Source organism: Solicola gregarius (assembly GCF_025790165.1).
GTDB lineage: Bacteria > Actinomycetota > Actinomycetes > Propionibacteriales > Nocardioidaceae > Solicola > Solicola gregarius.
Genome location: NZ_CP094970.1, coordinates 3,223,650 through 3,239,630, shown reverse-complemented (window position 1 = coordinate 3,239,630; position 15,981 = coordinate 3,223,650). Strand labels below are relative to the sequence as shown.

Annotated in this window: 18 protein-coding genes; 13 read left to right on the top strand and 5 right to left on the bottom strand. The window is 69.2% G+C overall.

What is annotated here, in order from left to right; genetic code table 11:
- The first annotated feature begins 73 nt into the window (after positions 1-73).
- Positions 74-322, top strand: a complete 249-nt coding sequence (locus L0C25_RS15880; protein WP_271632654.1) for a DUF2630 family protein — start codon at positions 74-76, stop codon at positions 320-322.
- Positions 323-406: 84 nt separating this feature from the next.
- Here the strand turns inward: L0C25_RS15880 and L0C25_RS15875 are convergent, their stop codons facing one another.
- Positions 407-1,234 carry a biotin--[acetyl-CoA-carboxylase] ligase gene (locus tag L0C25_RS15875; RefSeq protein WP_271632653.1) on the bottom strand — a complete coding sequence of 276 codons (828 nt, stop codon included), beginning with the start codon at positions 1,232-1,234 and terminating at the stop codon, positions 407-409.
- A 111-nt stretch (positions 1,235-1,345) separates the two neighbouring features.
- Between L0C25_RS15875 and L0C25_RS15870 the strand changes: the two genes are divergently transcribed.
- From L0C25_RS15870 to L0C25_RS15835, 8 genes are all read left to right on the top strand, one after another.
- Entirely contained in the window at positions 1,346-2,911 is a 1,566-nt protein-coding gene (locus tag L0C25_RS15870; protein WP_271636839.1) for an acyl-CoA carboxylase subunit beta, read from the top strand.
- Positions 2,908-3,132, top strand: a complete 225-nt coding sequence (locus tag L0C25_RS15865; RefSeq protein ID WP_271632652.1) for an acyl-CoA carboxylase subunit epsilon — start codon at positions 2,908-2,910, stop codon at positions 3,130-3,132. The genes L0C25_RS15870 and L0C25_RS15865 overlap by 4 nt, the downstream gene beginning before the upstream one ends.
- Before the next feature lie 266 nt (positions 3,133-3,398).
- On the top strand, positions 3,399-4,916 hold the full coding sequence (locus tag L0C25_RS15860) for a DHA2 family efflux MFS transporter permease subunit (protein ID WP_271632651.1): 1,518 nt from the start codon (positions 3,399-3,401) through the stop codon (positions 4,914-4,916).
- Positions 4,913-5,554, top strand: coding sequence for a TetR/AcrR family transcriptional regulator (locus L0C25_RS15855; RefSeq protein ID WP_271632650.1), 642 nt, complete (start codon positions 4,913-4,915; stop codon positions 5,552-5,554). Before L0C25_RS15860 ends, L0C25_RS15855 begins: the two co-directional genes overlap by 4 nt.
- Positions 5,555-5,582: 28 nt before the next feature.
- Positions 5,583-6,176: a Maf family protein gene (locus tag L0C25_RS15850; RefSeq protein WP_271632649.1), complete on the top strand. Its 594-nt coding sequence runs from the start codon at positions 5,583-5,585 to the stop codon at positions 6,174-6,176.
- Positions 6,177-6,206: 30 nt separating this feature from the next.
- Positions 6,207-6,458, top strand: a complete 252-nt coding sequence (locus L0C25_RS15845; RefSeq protein WP_271632648.1) for a ribbon-helix-helix domain-containing protein — start codon at positions 6,207-6,209, stop codon at positions 6,456-6,458.
- A complete protein-coding gene (locus L0C25_RS15840) occupies positions 6,455-6,880 on the top strand; it encodes a type II toxin-antitoxin system VapC family toxin (RefSeq protein WP_271632647.1) in 426 nt (141 codons plus the stop codon). The genes L0C25_RS15845 and L0C25_RS15840 overlap by 4 nt, the downstream gene beginning before the upstream one ends.
- Positions 6,881-7,020: 140 nt before the next feature.
- Positions 7,021-7,488 carry a GNAT family N-acetyltransferase gene (locus tag L0C25_RS15835; protein WP_333908544.1) on the top strand — a complete coding sequence of 156 codons (468 nt, stop codon included), beginning with the start codon at positions 7,021-7,023 and terminating at the stop codon, positions 7,486-7,488.
- Between the two features lie 60 nt (positions 7,489-7,548).
- Here the strand turns inward: L0C25_RS15835 and L0C25_RS15830 are convergent, their stop codons facing one another.
- The gene (locus L0C25_RS15830) at positions 7,549-9,087 is read right to left on the bottom strand and encodes a PucR family transcriptional regulator (protein ID WP_271632645.1); all 1,539 of its coding nucleotides are present in this window, start codon (positions 9,085-9,087) and stop codon (positions 7,549-7,551) included.
- A 142-nt stretch (positions 9,088-9,229) separates the two neighbouring features.
- Here L0C25_RS15830 and L0C25_RS15825 point away from each other — a divergent pair, with 142 nt between their 5' ends.
- A complete protein-coding gene (locus tag L0C25_RS15825; RefSeq protein ID WP_271632644.1) occupies positions 9,230-9,685 on the top strand; it encodes a nucleoside deaminase in 456 nt (151 codons plus the stop codon).
- Entirely contained in the window at positions 9,682-10,962 is a 1,281-nt protein-coding gene (gene codB / locus L0C25_RS15820) for a cytosine permease (RefSeq protein ID WP_271632643.1), read from the top strand. Before L0C25_RS15825 ends, codB begins: the two co-directional genes overlap by 4 nt.
- A gap of 74 nt (positions 10,963-11,036) precedes the next feature.
- Here the strand turns inward: codB and L0C25_RS15815 are convergent, their stop codons facing one another.
- Positions 11,037-12,209, bottom strand: a complete 1,173-nt coding sequence (locus L0C25_RS15815) for an acyl-CoA dehydrogenase family protein (RefSeq protein ID WP_271632642.1) — start codon at positions 12,207-12,209, stop codon at positions 11,037-11,039.
- Between the two features lie 130 nt (positions 12,210-12,339).
- On the opposite strand from L0C25_RS15815, the gene L0C25_RS15810 reads away from it, so the two are divergent.
- Positions 12,340-13,623 carry a vWA domain-containing protein gene (locus L0C25_RS15810; protein ID WP_271632641.1) on the top strand — a complete coding sequence of 428 codons (1,284 nt, stop codon included), beginning with the start codon at positions 12,340-12,342 and terminating at the stop codon, positions 13,621-13,623.
- The gene (locus L0C25_RS15805) at positions 13,580-14,290 is read left to right on the top strand and encodes a hypothetical protein (protein WP_271632640.1); all 711 of its coding nucleotides are present in this window, start codon (positions 13,580-13,582) and stop codon (positions 14,288-14,290) included. The genes L0C25_RS15810 and L0C25_RS15805 overlap by 44 nt, the downstream gene beginning before the upstream one ends.
- Positions 14,291-14,372: 82 nt before the next feature.
- Here the strand turns inward: L0C25_RS15805 and L0C25_RS15800 are convergent, their stop codons facing one another.
- Both L0C25_RS15800 and L0C25_RS15795 read right to left on the bottom strand, forming a co-directional pair.
- Complete coding sequence (locus tag L0C25_RS15800; protein WP_271632639.1) at positions 14,373-15,500, bottom strand: serine/threonine-protein kinase; 1,128 nt, start codon at positions 15,498-15,500, stop codon at positions 14,373-14,375.
- Positions 15,493-15,966, bottom strand: coding sequence for a helix-turn-helix domain-containing protein (locus L0C25_RS15795; protein WP_271632638.1), 474 nt, complete (start codon positions 15,964-15,966; stop codon positions 15,493-15,495). The genes L0C25_RS15800 and L0C25_RS15795 overlap by 8 nt, the downstream gene beginning before the upstream one ends.
- Positions 15,967-15,981: the final 15 nt, after the last annotated feature.

The following is a 15,981-nucleotide window of genomic DNA, read 5'->3' as shown; positions in this document are numbered from 1 at the left end:
GCGTACGCCCGCGTTCCGATCGCGCGTACGCTGAACAACGGACCGACCGTCCGCGCACAGCGAGGAGCCCACGATGGCACAGGACAAGGACGTCATCTCCCACATCGACGACCTGATCGCCGAGGAACACCAGCTGCGCGAGCGACGCCAGCGCGGTGATATCGACCGCGACGACGAGCTCGACCGGCTCCGAGCCGTCGAGACCGAGCTCGACCGCTGCTGGGACCTGCTCCGCCAGCGTCGCGCCCTCCGCGATGCCGGCAGCGACCCGGATGCGGCGAGCGCGCGGCCCGCGGACCAGGTCGAGGGCTACCTCGGCTGAGCACCTGCCTCTGCGCCCCGTGGGCATGACGTTCGGGCGCGACACGCCGGGCGTGTCGCGCCGGAACGTCATGCCCACGGGGCGTCAGGGCTGCGGGCGTACGTGGACGACGTCGCCCGCGCTGAGGGCTCGACGCGTGCCGCCGACTCCGACGACCAGCCGGCCGTCGGAGTCGACCGCCTCGGCCACGCCGGACAGCGTCGACCCGTCGGGAAGGTGCACGTCGACCGACCGGCCCACCGTCGAGCACCGACGTACGTACGAGTCGAGCATGCCCGCCGTCGGGTCGCCCTCGGCCGCGGCCCATGCTCGGTAGAGCGGCTCGAACGTGCGCATCAGCGACCGCACGAGCACCGACCGGTCGGTCGTACGCGCGCCTTCGATCGCCAGTGACGTCGCGGTCGGCACGGGAAGCTCGTCCTCGGCGAGCGAGACGTTCAGGCCGACGCCGACGACCGCGGCCGGCCCCGTCGGCGTCTCGACCCGCTCGACCAGGATCCCCGCGAGCTTGCGCTCACCGACGAGAACGTCGTTGGGCCACTTGAGCGACGTCTCGACATCGGTCGCATCGGTCACCGCCTCGTGCACCGCGATGCCGGTGAGCAGCGGCAGCCACGGCCAACGGGCCGCGGGCACCGCGTCGGGACGTACCAGCATCGACAGCGCCAGCCCCGATCGCGGCGGGAACTCCCAGCCGCGGTCGAGCCTGCCCCGCCCGCCGCGCTGGTGGTCGGCGACCAGGGCACTGCCCTCGGGTGCGTCGTCGCGAGCGCGGTCGGCGAGATCCGCGTTGGTGCTGGTGGTGTCCTGGAGTACGGTCACGGATCGCCACCACGTACCCGGTCCGACGAGTGCGGACGCCAGCACCGCCTGGTTCAGAGGCGGTCGCTCCAGGTCGTCGTACCTGCTCATGTGATGAGCCTCCCACATCCGTAAACGCCGATCGCCGTTACTCTGAGGCTCGTGACCGAACCCAGTGCGCACCAGTCGCCGGCCGATCAGTTCGAGGCGCCACCGGACTCGGTGGACGTCCACACCACCGCCGGAAAGCTCTCCGACCTCGACCGTCGGCTCGACGAGGCGGTGCATGCCGGATCGCAACGGGCGATCGAGAAGCAGCACTCCCGCGGCAAGCTCACGGCCCGCGAACGCGTCGAGATGCTGCTCGACGAGGGCTCGTTCGTCGAGATCGACGAGCTCGCCCGGCATCGCAGCACGGCATTCGGCCTGGAGTCCCGGCGCCCGTACGGCGACGGGGTCGTCACCGGCTACGGCACTGTCGACGGCCGCCAGATCTGCGTCTTCGCGCAGGACTTCACGGTCTTCGGCGGCAGCCTCGGCGAGGTGTACGGGGAGAAGATCACCAAGGTCATGGACCTCGCCATGAAGACCGGCTGCCCCATCGTCGGCATCAACGAAGGCGCCGGCGCGCGGATCCAGGAAGGTGTCGTCTCGCTCGGCCTGTACGGCGAGATCTTTCGGCGCAACGTGCACGCATCGGGCGTCATACCGCAGATCTCGTTGATCATGGGCGCCTGCGCGGGCGGCCACGTCTACTCGCCGGCCGTCACCGACTTCACGGTGATGGTCGACCAGACCTCGAACATGTTCATCACCGGTCCCGACGTGATCAAGACGGTCACCGGTGAGGACGTCACGATGGAGGAGCTCGGGGGCGCGCGTACGCACAACACCAAGAGCGGCAACGCGCACTACATGGGCTCCGACGAGGAAGACGCCATCGAGTACGTCAAGGCGCTGCTGAGCTTCCTCCCACAGAACAATCTGGAGGAAGCACCCGCGTACGACGACGCCTCCGAGCTGGAGTTCTCCGACGTCGACCGCTCGCTCGACACGCTCGTTCCGGACTCGCCCAACCAGCCGTACGACATGCACACCGCGATCGAGACGGTTCTCGACGACGGTGACTTCCTCGAGGTGCAGCCGCTGTTCGCGCCGAACCTGGTGATCGGCTTCGGCCGGGTCGAGGGCCGCAGCGTCGGCGTGGTGGCGAACCAACCGATGCAGTTCGCCGGCACGCTCGACATCGACGCGTCCGAGAAGGCCGCGCGGTTCGTACGCACCTGCGACGCGTTCAACATCCCTGTCCTGACGTTCGTGGACGTTCCCGGCTTCCTGCCCGGCACGGACCAGGAGTGGAACGGCATCATCCGGCGCGGCGCGAAGCTGATCTACGCGTACGCCGAGGCGACGGTTCCGCTGGTCACGGTCATCACCCGCAAGGCGTACGGCGGCGCGTACGACGTCATGGGGTCGAAGCACCTCGGGGCCGACATGAACCTCGCCTGGCCGACCGCGCAGATCGCCGTGATGGGTGCGCAGGGGGCGGTGAACATCCTGTACCGCAACGAGCTGGCGGGGGCATCCGATCCGGATGCCCGTCGGGCGGAGCTGATCGAGGAGTACGAGGACACGCTGGCGAACCCGTACATCGCGGCCGAGCGCGGCTACGTCGACGCGGTGATCTCGCCGCACGAGACGCGGGTCGAGATCGTCCGTGCGCTGCGGCTGTTGCGCACGAAGCGCGAGACGCTGCCGCCGAAGAAGCACGGGAACATTCCGCTGTGAGCGAGGGAGCGGAGCGGCCCGTGCTGCGCGTGGTCCAGGGCGAGCCGTCCGAGGAGGAGCTGGCCGCCGTGATCGCGGTCGTCGCCGCGCGTACGAACGCCGGGGGCGAGCCCGAGAGGGAGCCGAAGGCCCGGTCGAGGTGGGGCGATCCGGCGTATGCCGTACGTCCGGTGCTGAGCCCCGGTCCGGATGGCTGGCGCCGCTCCGCCTTCCCCCGCTGATCGGCTGGCCCCACCAACCGCACCTCACCTGACCCGGCTGGGCCGATCCGGCTGGGCCGACCCGGCTGGGCCGACCCGTCGAGGTACGTCGTCCTGCCGATAGGCGTACGGCCTATCGGCAGGACGACGTACCTCGACGCTTTCCTGGCCCGAAACGGCCCCACAGGTACGCCCGTGCGTCCCCCCGGTCTCACGGACGTACCTGCTTGCGTCTCGATATTCTGACAGTTACTCTCATTTCAGATCAACTCTTGAAAGGCAGTGACATGCAGGAATCGTACCCGCGACGGTGGTGGGCACTCGGCGCGCTCGCGATCGCGCTGCTCACCTTCGGCCTCGACCTGACGGTCATGAACGTCGCGATGCCCACGCTGGCGGTCGAGCTCGACGCGTCGACGAGCCAGCTTCAGTGGTTCTCGAACGCGTACACCCTCGTCCTCGCGGCCGCGTTGCTCCCCGCCGGGCTGCTCGGCGACAAGCTCGGCCCGCGGCGCTGGCTGCTCACGGGTCTCGCCCTCTTCGGCGTCGCGTCGATCGCCTGCGCGTACGCAGACTCGGCCGCCCAGCTGATTGCGGCCCGTGCCTTGCTCGGGGTCGGCGCTGCGCTGATGGTTCCGCTGTCCGCCTCCATGCTGACCCGGATGTTCCAGGGCGCCGAGCGCGGTCGCGCGATCGCCATCTGGGCCACGGCGATGTCGCTCGGAATCCCGCTCGGCCCGGTCGTCGGCGGCTGGCTGCTCGACAACTTCTGGTGGGGTTCAGTCTTCCTGATCAACGTTCCGCTCGTCGTCGTCGGGCTGGTCGCACTCGCGCTGTGGCTGCCGTCGATCCAGGGCGAGCGGGGCACGCGCCTCGACATCCCGGGGATCGCGTTGTCCAGCGCGGGGCTCGTCGCGCTCACGTACGGTCTCGTCGAAGCCGGCGACGACGGCTGGACGTCTACGGGCGCACTCGTCCCCGTGACGGCGGGACTTGCGCTCCTCATTGCATTTGCCTGGTGGCAGCGCACAACGGCGCACCCGCTGGTCGACCTCGCACTGTTCAGGTCACCAGGGTTCTTGTGGGGCTCGACGCTCGCAACGCTGGCAACCTTCACCATGATGGGCGCGATGTTCGTACTCCCGCAGTACTTCTCGGCGGTCAACGGCACGGACGCCATGCAGACGGGGCTTCGGCTGCTGCCGATGATCGGTGGACTGCTCGTCGGCGTGCAGGTCGCCGACCGGCTCCGTCCCGCATTCGGCGCGAAGGTGGTCGTCGGCTCTGGCTTTGTGCTCACCACCATCGCCCTGCTGATCGGCTCGACGACCGAGGTCGGTACGGGAGTGACGTTCACGCTCACCTGGCTCGCCATCCTCGGGGTGGGATTCGGCGCAACGATGGCGCCGTCGATGGACATCGCGCTCGGCGCGCTCGACCAGCGCAAGAGCGGCGTCGGGTCGGCCGTCACGCAGGCGATGCGGCAGGTCGCCGGCACCTTCGGCGTCGCGATGCTGGGCGCCGTGCTCAACGCGACGTACCGGTCGAACGTCGACGTCGGCGGACTTCCGGTCGATGCGGCGACGGCGACCAAGGACAGCGCGGAGGCGGGCGTACGAGTCGCCGACGCGACCGGCTCGGATGCCCTGCTCGACTCTATCCACCACGCGTTCGTCGACGGGATGTCGGCGATGCTGTGGGTGTGCGCCGGAGTCGGAGTCGTCGGCGCCGTGCTTGCCGTTTCGCTCCTCCCGAAGCAGGCCGACGACATCGAACAGCGCGAAGAGGCGACAATTGACGCATGACCTCACCGCATCCCGAGCGTCCCGTCGGACTCCGCGAGCGGAAGAAGGCGCGTACGCGCGACGCGATCCAGCGCGAGGCGCTGCGGTTGTTCACCGAGCAGGGGTACGACGCGACGACCGTGGAGCAGATCGCCGAGGCCGCAGAGGTGTCACCGAGCACCTACTTCCGTTACTTCCCGACCAAGGAGGAGCCGGTCATCTACGACCGGATAGACCCGATCCTGATGGCGTCGTTCCTCGACCAGCCCGCGGAGCTGACCCCGCTGCAGGCCGTGCGAGTCGCCATCCGCGAAGTCCTCCAGCAGCTGCCCGCGGAGGAGTCCGAGCTGGAGGCGATGCGTCACCGGTTGATCTTCGGCGTACCCGAGCTGCGGGCGCGCATCGTGGAACGGATGGTCGACACGATGTCGGTCCTGGCGGACGCCGTCGCGGAGCGCGTCGGTTGCGAACGAGGCGACGAGCGCGTTCAGGTGTTCACGGGCTGTGTCCTCGGGGCGATGCTGGCGGGTGCGTACGGGCGAGATGGCTCCGATCTCACCGAGCCTCCGCCGATGCTGACATCGGAGATGGTCGCACGGGTCGACCGAGCACTGAAGCTGCTCGAGAACGGCGTGCCGTTCGAGCGCGCCGACGGCTGACCGTTCGCGACACGGCACACTGTGCGGCATGTCGATCCGCCTCGTACTCGCGTCCCAGTCGCCCGCCCGGCTTGCAACGCTACGCTCGGCAGGTGTCGAGCCAGAGGTGGTCGTCTCGGGCTTCGACGAGTCGACCGTGACCGAAACCGATCCAGTACGCCTTGCGTCGGCACTCGCGGCGTACAAGGCCCGAGTGGTCGCCGATCGGGTCGGCACGGATGCCGTCGTCATCGGCTGCGACTCCGTGCTCGATCTCGACGGGGAGGTGCATGGCAAGCCGCGCGACGCCGACGACGCACGCGCCCGGCTGCGGCGGATGCGTGGGGGCTCCGGCGTCTTGCACACCGGGCACTGCGTGATCCACAACGACCGTGAGGTCGTACGCGATGCGGCGACGACGGTGTACTTCGGCGACTTCGACGACGCCCTGATCGACGCGTACGTCGCGACCGGAGAACCCCTCAACGTCGCCGGATCGTTCACCATCGACGGTCTCGGCGGGCCGTTCATCGAGGGTGTCGAGGGCGATCCGCACAATGTTGTCGGCATCTCGCTCCCGACCCTGCGGCACATGCTTGCGGAGTTCGGCATCGAGTGGCGGCAGCTGTGGCATGCATCATAGCATCGCAAGAAGTGATGCTATGATGCAGGCATGCGCACGACGATAACCCTCGATCCCGATGTCGAGGCTCTGGTCACGCGGGCAATGCGCGAACGCAAGATGTCTTTCAAGGCCGCGGTCAACGACGCCCTGCGCCGAGGACTCGCGGGCGAGACCGGTGGCGACGACTACGAGGTTCCAACACACCCGCTTGGGGCCCGCGTCGATCTGACCAAGGCAACCCAGCTCGCAGGCGAGCTCGAGGACGCGGAGATCATCCGCAAGATGCGGCTCGGCAAGTGAAGGTCGTCGACGCCAACGTCTTGCTGTATGCCGTCGACGAGACGTCGGCCAGACACGAGCAAGCTAATCGCTGGCTGTCGCGCACGCTCAAAGAGACCGAGACGATCGGGTTCTGCTGGATCGTGCTGATCGCATTCGTCCGGCTCAGCACCCACCCATCCATTCAGACGAACCCCCTCTCGCCAGCAACGGCCATCGACATTGTCGACGGCTGGCTCGCTCGCCCACCGGCAGTCGCGCTCGAGCCCGCACCGAATCACCTCGCGGCTCTGCGTCCGCTGCTGGAATCCACGGGCACCGGTGGCAATCTGGTGAACGACGCGCACATTGCTGCGATTGCCCGGGAACACGGCGCCACGGTGGTGACGTACGACAACGATTTCGGGCGCTTCGACGGTGTCCGGTGGGAGCAGCCGAAGTAGCGGGCCACGACGCGGCACCATGGGCCCATGGCTGACTGGACATCCGTCGATGACGCGACCGCGTACGCCCGCGGGCTGCTCGAAGGCAACCGCGTACGGCTGCGCGCGCTGCGACCCGACGACCTGGCACACCTCGAGACGTGGTGGGCGGACCCAGCGCTCGCAGTGCTGCAGCAGGACGTCGTCCGCGACCGGCCGAGTCGATGGACGACACCTTCCGGCGCTGGAGCTCCAACGACGACTACTCATCGACGGGGTTCAGCGTCGTACGCCGCGACGAGGGCACCCTGCTCGGGCACGTCACGATCTTCGGCGCGGATGCGAAGAACCGGGCCGGCACGCTCGCGATCGTGCTCGGGCCCGAGCACGTGGGTCACGGCTACGGCACCGAGGCGGTGCGGCTGATGGTGCGGTACGGGTTCGCCGAGATGGGCCTGCACCGCATCGGCCTGCAGACGTACGCCTTCAACGCCCGCGCCCTCGCGGCGTACGCGAAGGCGGGGTTCCGCGAGGAGGGCCGCCGCCGCGAGGTCGTCTTCCACGACGGCGCGTTCCACGACGAGGTGCAGCTGGGCCTGCTCGAGTCCGACTGGCGCTCCGACCGCTGACCCGTCGCTATCGGCGTGCGGGAGTGACAACTCGGCGCTGCGGGAGTGACGGCTCGGCGATCAGTGGGGTCGGTCGAAGGCGGCCTGCGGGTCGAGCCCTGTACGCATCCGCCAGGCCGTCAGGGCGAGACCGAGGCTCGTCGTCTGCGCAGGGTCGTCGAGGTCGGCACCGAGTAGCTTCGCGATCCGTTCCAGGCGCGCGTACAGCGACTGCCGCCGGATGCCGAGCGCGAGCGCGGTACGCGTCTTGCTGCCGCCATTGGCTAGGTGCGCATCGAGCGTGCGTACGAGGTCGGCCGAGTGCTGTGCGTCGAACGCGATCAACGGCCCCAGCTGCTCGGTGATGAACGACGACAACGCAGCCGAGTCGACCGACCCGAGGAGCCGCTGGGTCCCGACGTCGCGCGCCAACAGAACACCACTGCGGGTGCCGAAGCGCCGCGCGACCTGTACGACGTCGCGCGCCTGCGCGACGGCTCCCGCGACGTCGGCGAACTCGGCAACGGGCGCGGCGACTCCCAGCGTACGAAGGGCTTGGCCGGTCTCCGCCACGCGCATCGCGTCGTACGCCTCGGCGAACGACGCGCGCACTCGCGCGGGCAGCGCGTGCCGCCACCCGTGCGCGAGCACGATCACGTGATGGCCCGCCGAACCGACCAGGCAGTTGCCGAGAACCGACTGCACCGCCTCCTGTACGACCGGCACCGCATCTCGTACCGGCGTTCGTCCGTCGACGTCGACCGCGGCGACGAGCACGTGTTCGTCGGTCGCGACCCAGCCCGCCGCCGAGAGCCGCTCGACCAGGTCGCCCTCGGAGGTGAGCAGGCCGTTCGCCAGATCGGTGATCACCGCGTGCGCGAGCGACGGCCTGGCGCCGTGGTCGGGGTGGCGGCCGAGTTCGAGGGCCACCGCGACAGCGGCGCGCTCGGCGACCGCCGTGCGCCGTTGCGTTGGTCGCGCGGCAAGCACCAGGCGACCGAGTGGACCGGTCGGCCCGCGTACCTCCGCAACCGTCCGTTCTCCCCGCCCCTGACCGGTCACGATGCGGCTGCGCTCGACCACCTGGCCGTCGGTGTCGACGAACTCGACCTCACACCCGGCGAGCCGCGAGACCGCGTTGAGCAGGGATGTCATGCCCTGACCAGCGACCACCAGCCCGAGCAGCTCCTGCCAGACCGGCTCGCCGGCGCGTGGTGAGCCGACCTTGCGGCGGATCAGGAGGTCGTGGAAGTCCTCGACCATCCGCTCGAACGGGACGATCGCGCCCAGCGCGACGAGCACCAGCCCGCGTCGGCGCGCGGCGTCGACGAACTCGACCGGCACCTCGAAGAACGACCGCCCGATCTCGAGTGCAAGCGCCACACAGCCGGCATCGGCGAGCTGGTCGACGTACGCGGTGAGCTGCGCGGCGGAGCGCCCATGGAGGCCGAGCCCGGTGGTCAGCAGCACCTCGCCGCCCGACAGCAGCCCGCCCATCTCGTACACCTCGGACGAATGCACCCACCGCACCGAGACGGCATCGGGGTCGCCGGTGAGCACTTCCACGTCGGCCTCGCGGAACGCGGGCATCGCGAGGACCTCACGCAGTGTCGGCAGCATGCGCCCATCGTCTCGCGCGGGGACAGTTCGTCATAGAGCCGACGCCGGTGACCTGACAGGTTGTCCCTTGTCGGCCGTGCCGGGCTCTGGTCGGATCGAGTGACCCCGGCCACAGTGGCCGGACGACCACGAGGAGACAGCCATGGACGACGCCGACCGACGGTTCCTCGATCTCGCGATCGAGCAGGCGCAGATCGGTTGGGGGGAGGGCGGTGTGCCGATCGGCGCGGCCCTCGTACGCAACGGCGAGGTGCTCGCGGTCGGTCGCAATCGGCGCGTGCAGATGGACAGCGCGATCCGCCACGGCGAGACCGACTGCATCGAACGGGCCGGGCGGTTGCCGGCGAGTACGTACCGCGAGTCCACGCTGTACACCACCCTGTCGCCCTGCTTCATGTGCGCCGGAACCGCCGTGTTGTACGACATCCCGCGAATCGTGGTCGGAGAGAACCGCGCGTTCGAGGCGTCGGAGGTCTGGCTGCGCAGCCGCGGAGTCGTCGTGGACGTGGTGGACGACCCGGCCTGCATCGACCTGATGAAGCGGATGCTCGATGAGCGTCCGCAGCTGTGGCTCGAGGACATCGGGGAGACGTCATGAGCCGCCACGCGGTCGGCGAGGACGAGACGGCGGAGCCCATCGACCCGGACTACCCGGTGACGTCGGTGCCGCCGGGCGCGCGCAAGTCGTTCTTCTCGCTCGCCGTCGTCCTGCTCGGCTTCACGATCTTCACTCCGACCATGCTCGCGGGCGCCGAGCTGGGCACGGCGTTCTCGTTCTGGAAGCTGATGCTCGTCATCCTGGCCGGCTCGGCGATCCTCGGGGCGTACGTCGCCGCGATGGGGTACGTCGGTGCGCGTACCGGACTGACGACGGTCGTGATGGCCCGGTTCAGCTTCGGCAACCGCGGCTCCAAGCTCGCGTCGCTCCTGCTCGGGGGCACCCAGATCGGCTGGTACGGCGTGATCGTCGGCACCATCGGCGACCTCACGGCTCAGGCGGCCGACTGGGACTCGTACGGCGCGAAGGCGTCGGTGATGATCGCGACGAGCGTCTTGATGTGCGTGACGGCTTGCTACGGATACCGCGGCATGTACTGGGTCTCGCTGGTCTCGACGCCGCTGATCCTCGCGCTCGCGGTGTGGGTGCTCGCCCGTTCGCTCGACGAGGTCGGTGGGTTCGACGGCTTGACCTCGGTCGAGCCGAGTACGTCGATGTCGTTCGCCGTGGCGATCACGACCGTCGTCGGCACATTCGTCTCGGCGGGTACCCAGGCGCCCAACTGGACCAGGTTCGGACGTACCGGTATGCAGGCGGTCTGGGCTTGCGTGATCGGCTTCCTGGTCGGCAACGGGCTGATGATCTTCTTCGGCGCGATCGGCGCGATCACGTTCGGCGAGGGCGACTTCGTGCTCGTGCTGTACGAGCTCGGGCTGGTCGGCTGGGGACTCGTGCTGCTGTTCGGCAACCTCTGGAAGAGCAACGCCGACACGGCGTACGCGTTCGGCGTCGCGGGCGCGGAGATGTTCGAGAAGCCGCGCAAGACGCCGTTCATCATCGGCGGCTCGATCATCGGCACGCTGCTCGCGTTGACCGGCGTACAGAACCACCTGGTCGACTACCTCGGCGTGCTCGGCACGTTCATCCCGCCACTCGGCGGCGTGATCATCGCCGACTTCTGGTGCCGTTGGCGCGGCGGCATGACGGGCAACCCGCCCGCCGTGCATTGGCCGAACATCGCGGCGTACGCGGTTGCGGGGTTCCTTGCGTGGCTGTCGGGTGAGCTCGACGTCGGTATCCCGCCGCTGATCGGCATCGTCGTGGCGATCGTGCTCACGGTCGCATTCCGCCGCGTACCCGCGCGGGCAGCCGTCTGATCCTCGCGATTTGGTCCCGAACGGCCCGTTTCGCCGCGCAAAACGGGCCGTTCGGGACCAAATCTGGAGGACATCTACTCGACCGGCAGCCCGAGGTTGCGTGCGATCAACATCCGCTGGACCTCGGACGTCCCTTCGCCGATCTCCAGGATCTTTGCGTCACGGTAGAAGCGCGCGATCGGGTACTCCTCCATGAAGCCGTACCCGCCGAACACCTGGGTGCCGATCCGGGTCGCGGTGACGGCCGACTCCGTCGCGTACAGCTTGGCGATCGCGGCGGCCTGCTTGAACTCCTTCATCGGGGCACCGGCGTCCTTCATCGCGGCCGCCTTGTACGTGAGACCGCGGGCCGCGTCGGCCATCACGGCGAGGTCGGAGACCTGGAACGCGACTCCCTGCTTCGAGCCGATCGGCACACCGAACGTCGTACGCTCCCCCGCATAATCGACACACATGTCGAGGCAGGCCTGGATGCAGCCGACGGCGAGGGCGGCGATCGCGACCCGGCCGTCGTCGAGGGTGGCGAGGAACTGCGCGAATCCGCGGCCGCGCTCGCCGAGCAGGTGGTCTTCGGGTACGCGAGCGTCGTCGAACGTGAGCGGGTGGGTGTCCGAGCAGTGCCAGCCCAGCTTGTCGTACGCGGGCTCCGCGGTGAATCCGGGCGTGTCGGACGGGAGCAGGATCGTGGAGATCTCCGGGCGACCGTCCGGCCGCTCGCCCGTACGCGCCGTCACCGTCACCACAGACGTGACCGGCGACCCGGAGTTGGTGATGAACTGCTTTGCCCCGTTGACGATCCAGTGTCCGTCGACCAACTCGGCCTTCGTCTTGGTCGCGCCGGCATCGGACCCGGAGCCCGGCTCGGTGAGGCCGAAGCCGGCGAGCGTACGCCCGGCGACGAGGTCGGGCAGCCAGCGCTTCTTCTGCGTGTCGGAGCCGAACGTGAGGATCGGGTTGATGCCGAGTCCGACGCCGGCCTCGAGGGTGATGCCGATCGACTGGTCGACCCGCCCGAGCTCCTCGATCGCGACGCAGAGGCTGGTGAAGTCGCCGCCCGCACCGCCGTACTCCTCCGGGGCAGTCAGCCCGAACAGCCCGAGCTCGCCCATCTTTTGCACGACGTCGACCGGGAAGTGGTGTTCGCGGTCCCAGGCGGCGATGTGCGGGGCGACCTCGGCGTTCGCGAACGCAGCGACGACCTGACGGAACTCCTCGTGCTCGCGGCTGAGGCTGAAGGCATTCGACATGCCGCGATGTTAACAGTCATTAACTACGCCGAGCCACCACCGGAGTTCGCGAACGACAAAGAACGGATTTGACAGCGCTGGCGTCCCACTCCTAGATTTGCAATCGCAAACGCGATGGAGGGTAAAACCAATGCTTCAGCTACGACGCGGCGTCGCCGCGTTCGCCGCGGGCCTGATCGGCCTGGCCGTGACCGTCACGCCGGCCCATGCCGACGATACTGCCGACGACGCGCCCGATGACGCGGGCGACTACCGCATGCAGCTCGTGCTCGACTCCTCCGGCTCGATGAAGGAGCCCGCGAAGGGCGGCACCAAGATTGAGGTGGCCAAGGAGTCTCTCGACACGGTCGTCGACGACCTACCCGATTCCGCCCAGGTCGGCCTGCGGGTATACGGAGCGGAGGTCAGCGACGGCCCCAAGGCCTGCACGGACTCGCAGGAGGTCGTCTCCCCCGGCACCGGCAACCGCGACGAACTGCACACCGCCGTCGACGACTACAAGCCGCTCGGCGAGACGCCCATCGGGTACGCGCTGCAGGAGGCCGCGAAGGATCTCGGCTCGGAGGGCAAGCGCACCATCGTGCTCGTCTCCGACGGCGAACCGACCTGCAAACCCAATCCGTGCAAGGTCGCTCGCCAGCTCAGCAAGGACGGCATCGACCTGCGCATCGACGTGGTCGGTCTCTCGGTCGACGCCAAGACCCGCAAGAAGCTGGCCTGCATCGCGAAGGCCGGCAACGGGTCGTACTACGACGCGGACGACGCCGAGTCGCTGACCCGCAGCATCGACACCGTCTCGACCCGCGCGTTCCGCCCGTTCGACCTCACCGGTGAGCCGGTGGACGGATCCGATCGGCCGGGCGACGCACCGACGATCGAGACCGGTCGGCAGTACCTCGACAAGCTGCCGCGCGAAGGAGACTCGAAGTTCTACCGCTTCGAGCGACGCGACCCGCGCTCCATCCTGCACGTCGGAACGACCGCGCGTACGGCCTCCGGCAGCCTCGGCAACGGCGTCATCATGATGCTGAAGGCCGAGAACTCCGACGTGACGTGCGGCCACGGAACGTCGTTCGCCAACAGCATCGGCGCGGATCGGCCGCTGCTCGCCGGCAGCGTCTCGACCGCAGGCGAGCAGGACATGTCCGAGTGCAAGAACGCCGACTTCTACACGCTCGAGATCGAGGGGTCGACTCTGGACTCCCCCGCACAGCCCGTTCGAGATCATCGCGTACGAGGAGCCGCCGCTCGCCGGCGGCGACGCGAACGACGAGCTCCCGCCGCCGGCCGAGCAGCCCCGCTGGTCGAAGCTCGAGCCGGGCAAGGCGTCGGACGACGTCGTACCCGGTACCAGCCTCGCGAACGCCCCGGTGCTCGAGGACGGGACGTACGACCTCGACATCCAGACGGATGAGACCCAGGTGTTCGCGATCCCGGTCGACTGGGGTCAGCGGCTCCAGGTGCAGATCGACGCGAAGCTGCCGAAGGCGGCGCTGGAGAACTCCGGAGCGTTCAGCGGCTTCGCGCCCGAGATCTACACGGCCATGCGCTCGAAGGCCTCGGTCACCACGTCGCTCGACGAGCCGTCGGACTGGACGACCACGCCGCTCGGCAACATGTGGCTCGAGGACGACAACGCGTGGCGTACGGGCGCGATGACGCCAGACGTCCGGTATCTGAACCGCGACTCCTCGGACTCCGACATCTCAGGCTCCGACCTCCCCGGATACCGGTATGTCGAGGTCAATCTCAGCCTGATGAAGGACGGCGTCCTGATCCCCTACGAGCTGACGGTCAAGCGCTTCGGTGAGGCAGGCAACGGCGCCCCGGAGTACGAGGTGTCCGACGGCCTCAACACACCGGCCGCCGACACCACGTACACATCGTTCGAGGAGGCCGTCGCCGGTGACGACGACGTCGCGGGCGCGGGTGTCAGTGGCGACGACACCGACCTCGCGTCGAGCTCCGACTCCAGCGGCGAGGTTCCGATGCTCGCCCTGCTGCTCGGCGGCGTCGGCCTGGTGGTCATCGCCGGCGGCGTCACCGCGGTCGCGCTGGCGCGACGGCCCCGTCTGCGCTGAGGCCCGCTCGGCGGCGTCGGTGTGGGATCGGTGGATACCTAGTCCATCGATCCCACACCGACTCCGCAGCGGCGCGCTCGGATCACCGGATCAGCAACCACCCGGCCGCCGCGACCAGGGCAATGCCGATCACGATCGCGATCCAGCCGAGTACCGCCGCCCGCGATCGCGGCCGGCGCACGGGATCGGAGCGCGGTGCGGCGCCGGGTTCGCTCGGTTCCGGCCGCGCCTTCGGTGGCGGGCTCTCCGATTTCGCGGGCTCCGGGGTGCTCCGGCCCGCCGCCCATCCCGGCATGTCCTCGGGCGCGCCCGCCGCCGCGCTCGGCTCGGCCGTCGGCGTCGAGCGTACGTCGGGCGATGCGACCGCGCCGGGGACCTCGACCTGTTCGAGCACCTCGATCTCCGCATCGGCACTGTCCGGAGCGCCGTCGGGCGCGGCAACGAGGCCCGTCGTCGCGAGTACGCCACGTACTTCTGCCGCCGATGGCGGCCGACGCTCGGGATCCGGCTCGGCCATCACACACGCCAGCTGCCACAGCGTCCGGTCGACGCCCGGCGGCGGGGTGGGCGGCAACGCCGCGGCATCGAGCGGCGGGCGACGCCCCGTCAGCATCTCGGCCAGCACGATGCCCGCCGCCCAGATGTCTTGCGTCGGATGCGGGTCGGCGCCCGCCATCTGCTCGGGTGCCCGATAGCCCGGCGTACCCAGCACGGTCGCCGCCTGGGTGAGCCGCGGCTCGTTCAACGCGACGGCGACGCCGAAGTCACCGAGCCGCAGATGCGGGCGTCCGGCGCCGGTGGGCTCGAGCAGCAGGTTCGCCGGTTTGACGTCGCGATGGACGAGCCCCGCACCGTGCACCGCCTCGAGCGCCAGCAACAGCTGGTCGAACAACGTCGCAGACCACGCCGCAGGGAGCGCGCCGTAGTCGCCGAGCAGGTCGTGCACGGAGCCACCGCGTACGAGGTCCATCGTGAACAGCACCCGGTCGTCCTCCGCGGACCAGCCGCGCGGGGTCACGAGATGGTCGTGGTCGATGCGTACCGACTGCTCGCGTACGAACCGGATCAGCGATCCGGCATCGGCCTGCCGCAGCAGCTTCGCGGCGCGATGGACACGGTCGCGGATATCCCAGACGATCCACACGGTGCCCATGCCACCGTGGGCGATCGGCTCGACGAACTCGTACCGACCGGCGAACACCTCACCCATGCCGGGCCCCGCCGTACGTCTCGAGCAGCGAGGCGATGGCCGGATGGGAGGCGCGCAGGAGGTCGGCTGCCGCGACGAAGTCGTCGGCGGAGCCGGCCGTACGGAACACGGCGCGCACCGCGACCGCGGCGTCGGTCACGGTCGTCGTCTGGGTGACGACACCCTCGGCGCCGTGGTCGGCCTCGAGCTCGCGAACGGCGTCGTCGACGGCGACCTCACCGTCGACGACCCGCTGAGCGACCGCGTACATCGCCTGCAGCCGATGCACGGCGGCCGGATTGCCGATCTTGATCCGGTGCGCGTTGATCAACTGCGACAGCATCGGCGCCGAGATGCCCAGCAGCTTCGCGACCTTGGCCTGGGTGAGCCCGAGTACGGTCGCGCACCGGCCGATGAGGTCGCCGAGAGGCTCCCCGTACATCTCGGCTTGGGCGCGGCGGTTCGACTCCGCGTTCGCAGCGGTCATGGGATCACACCCTAG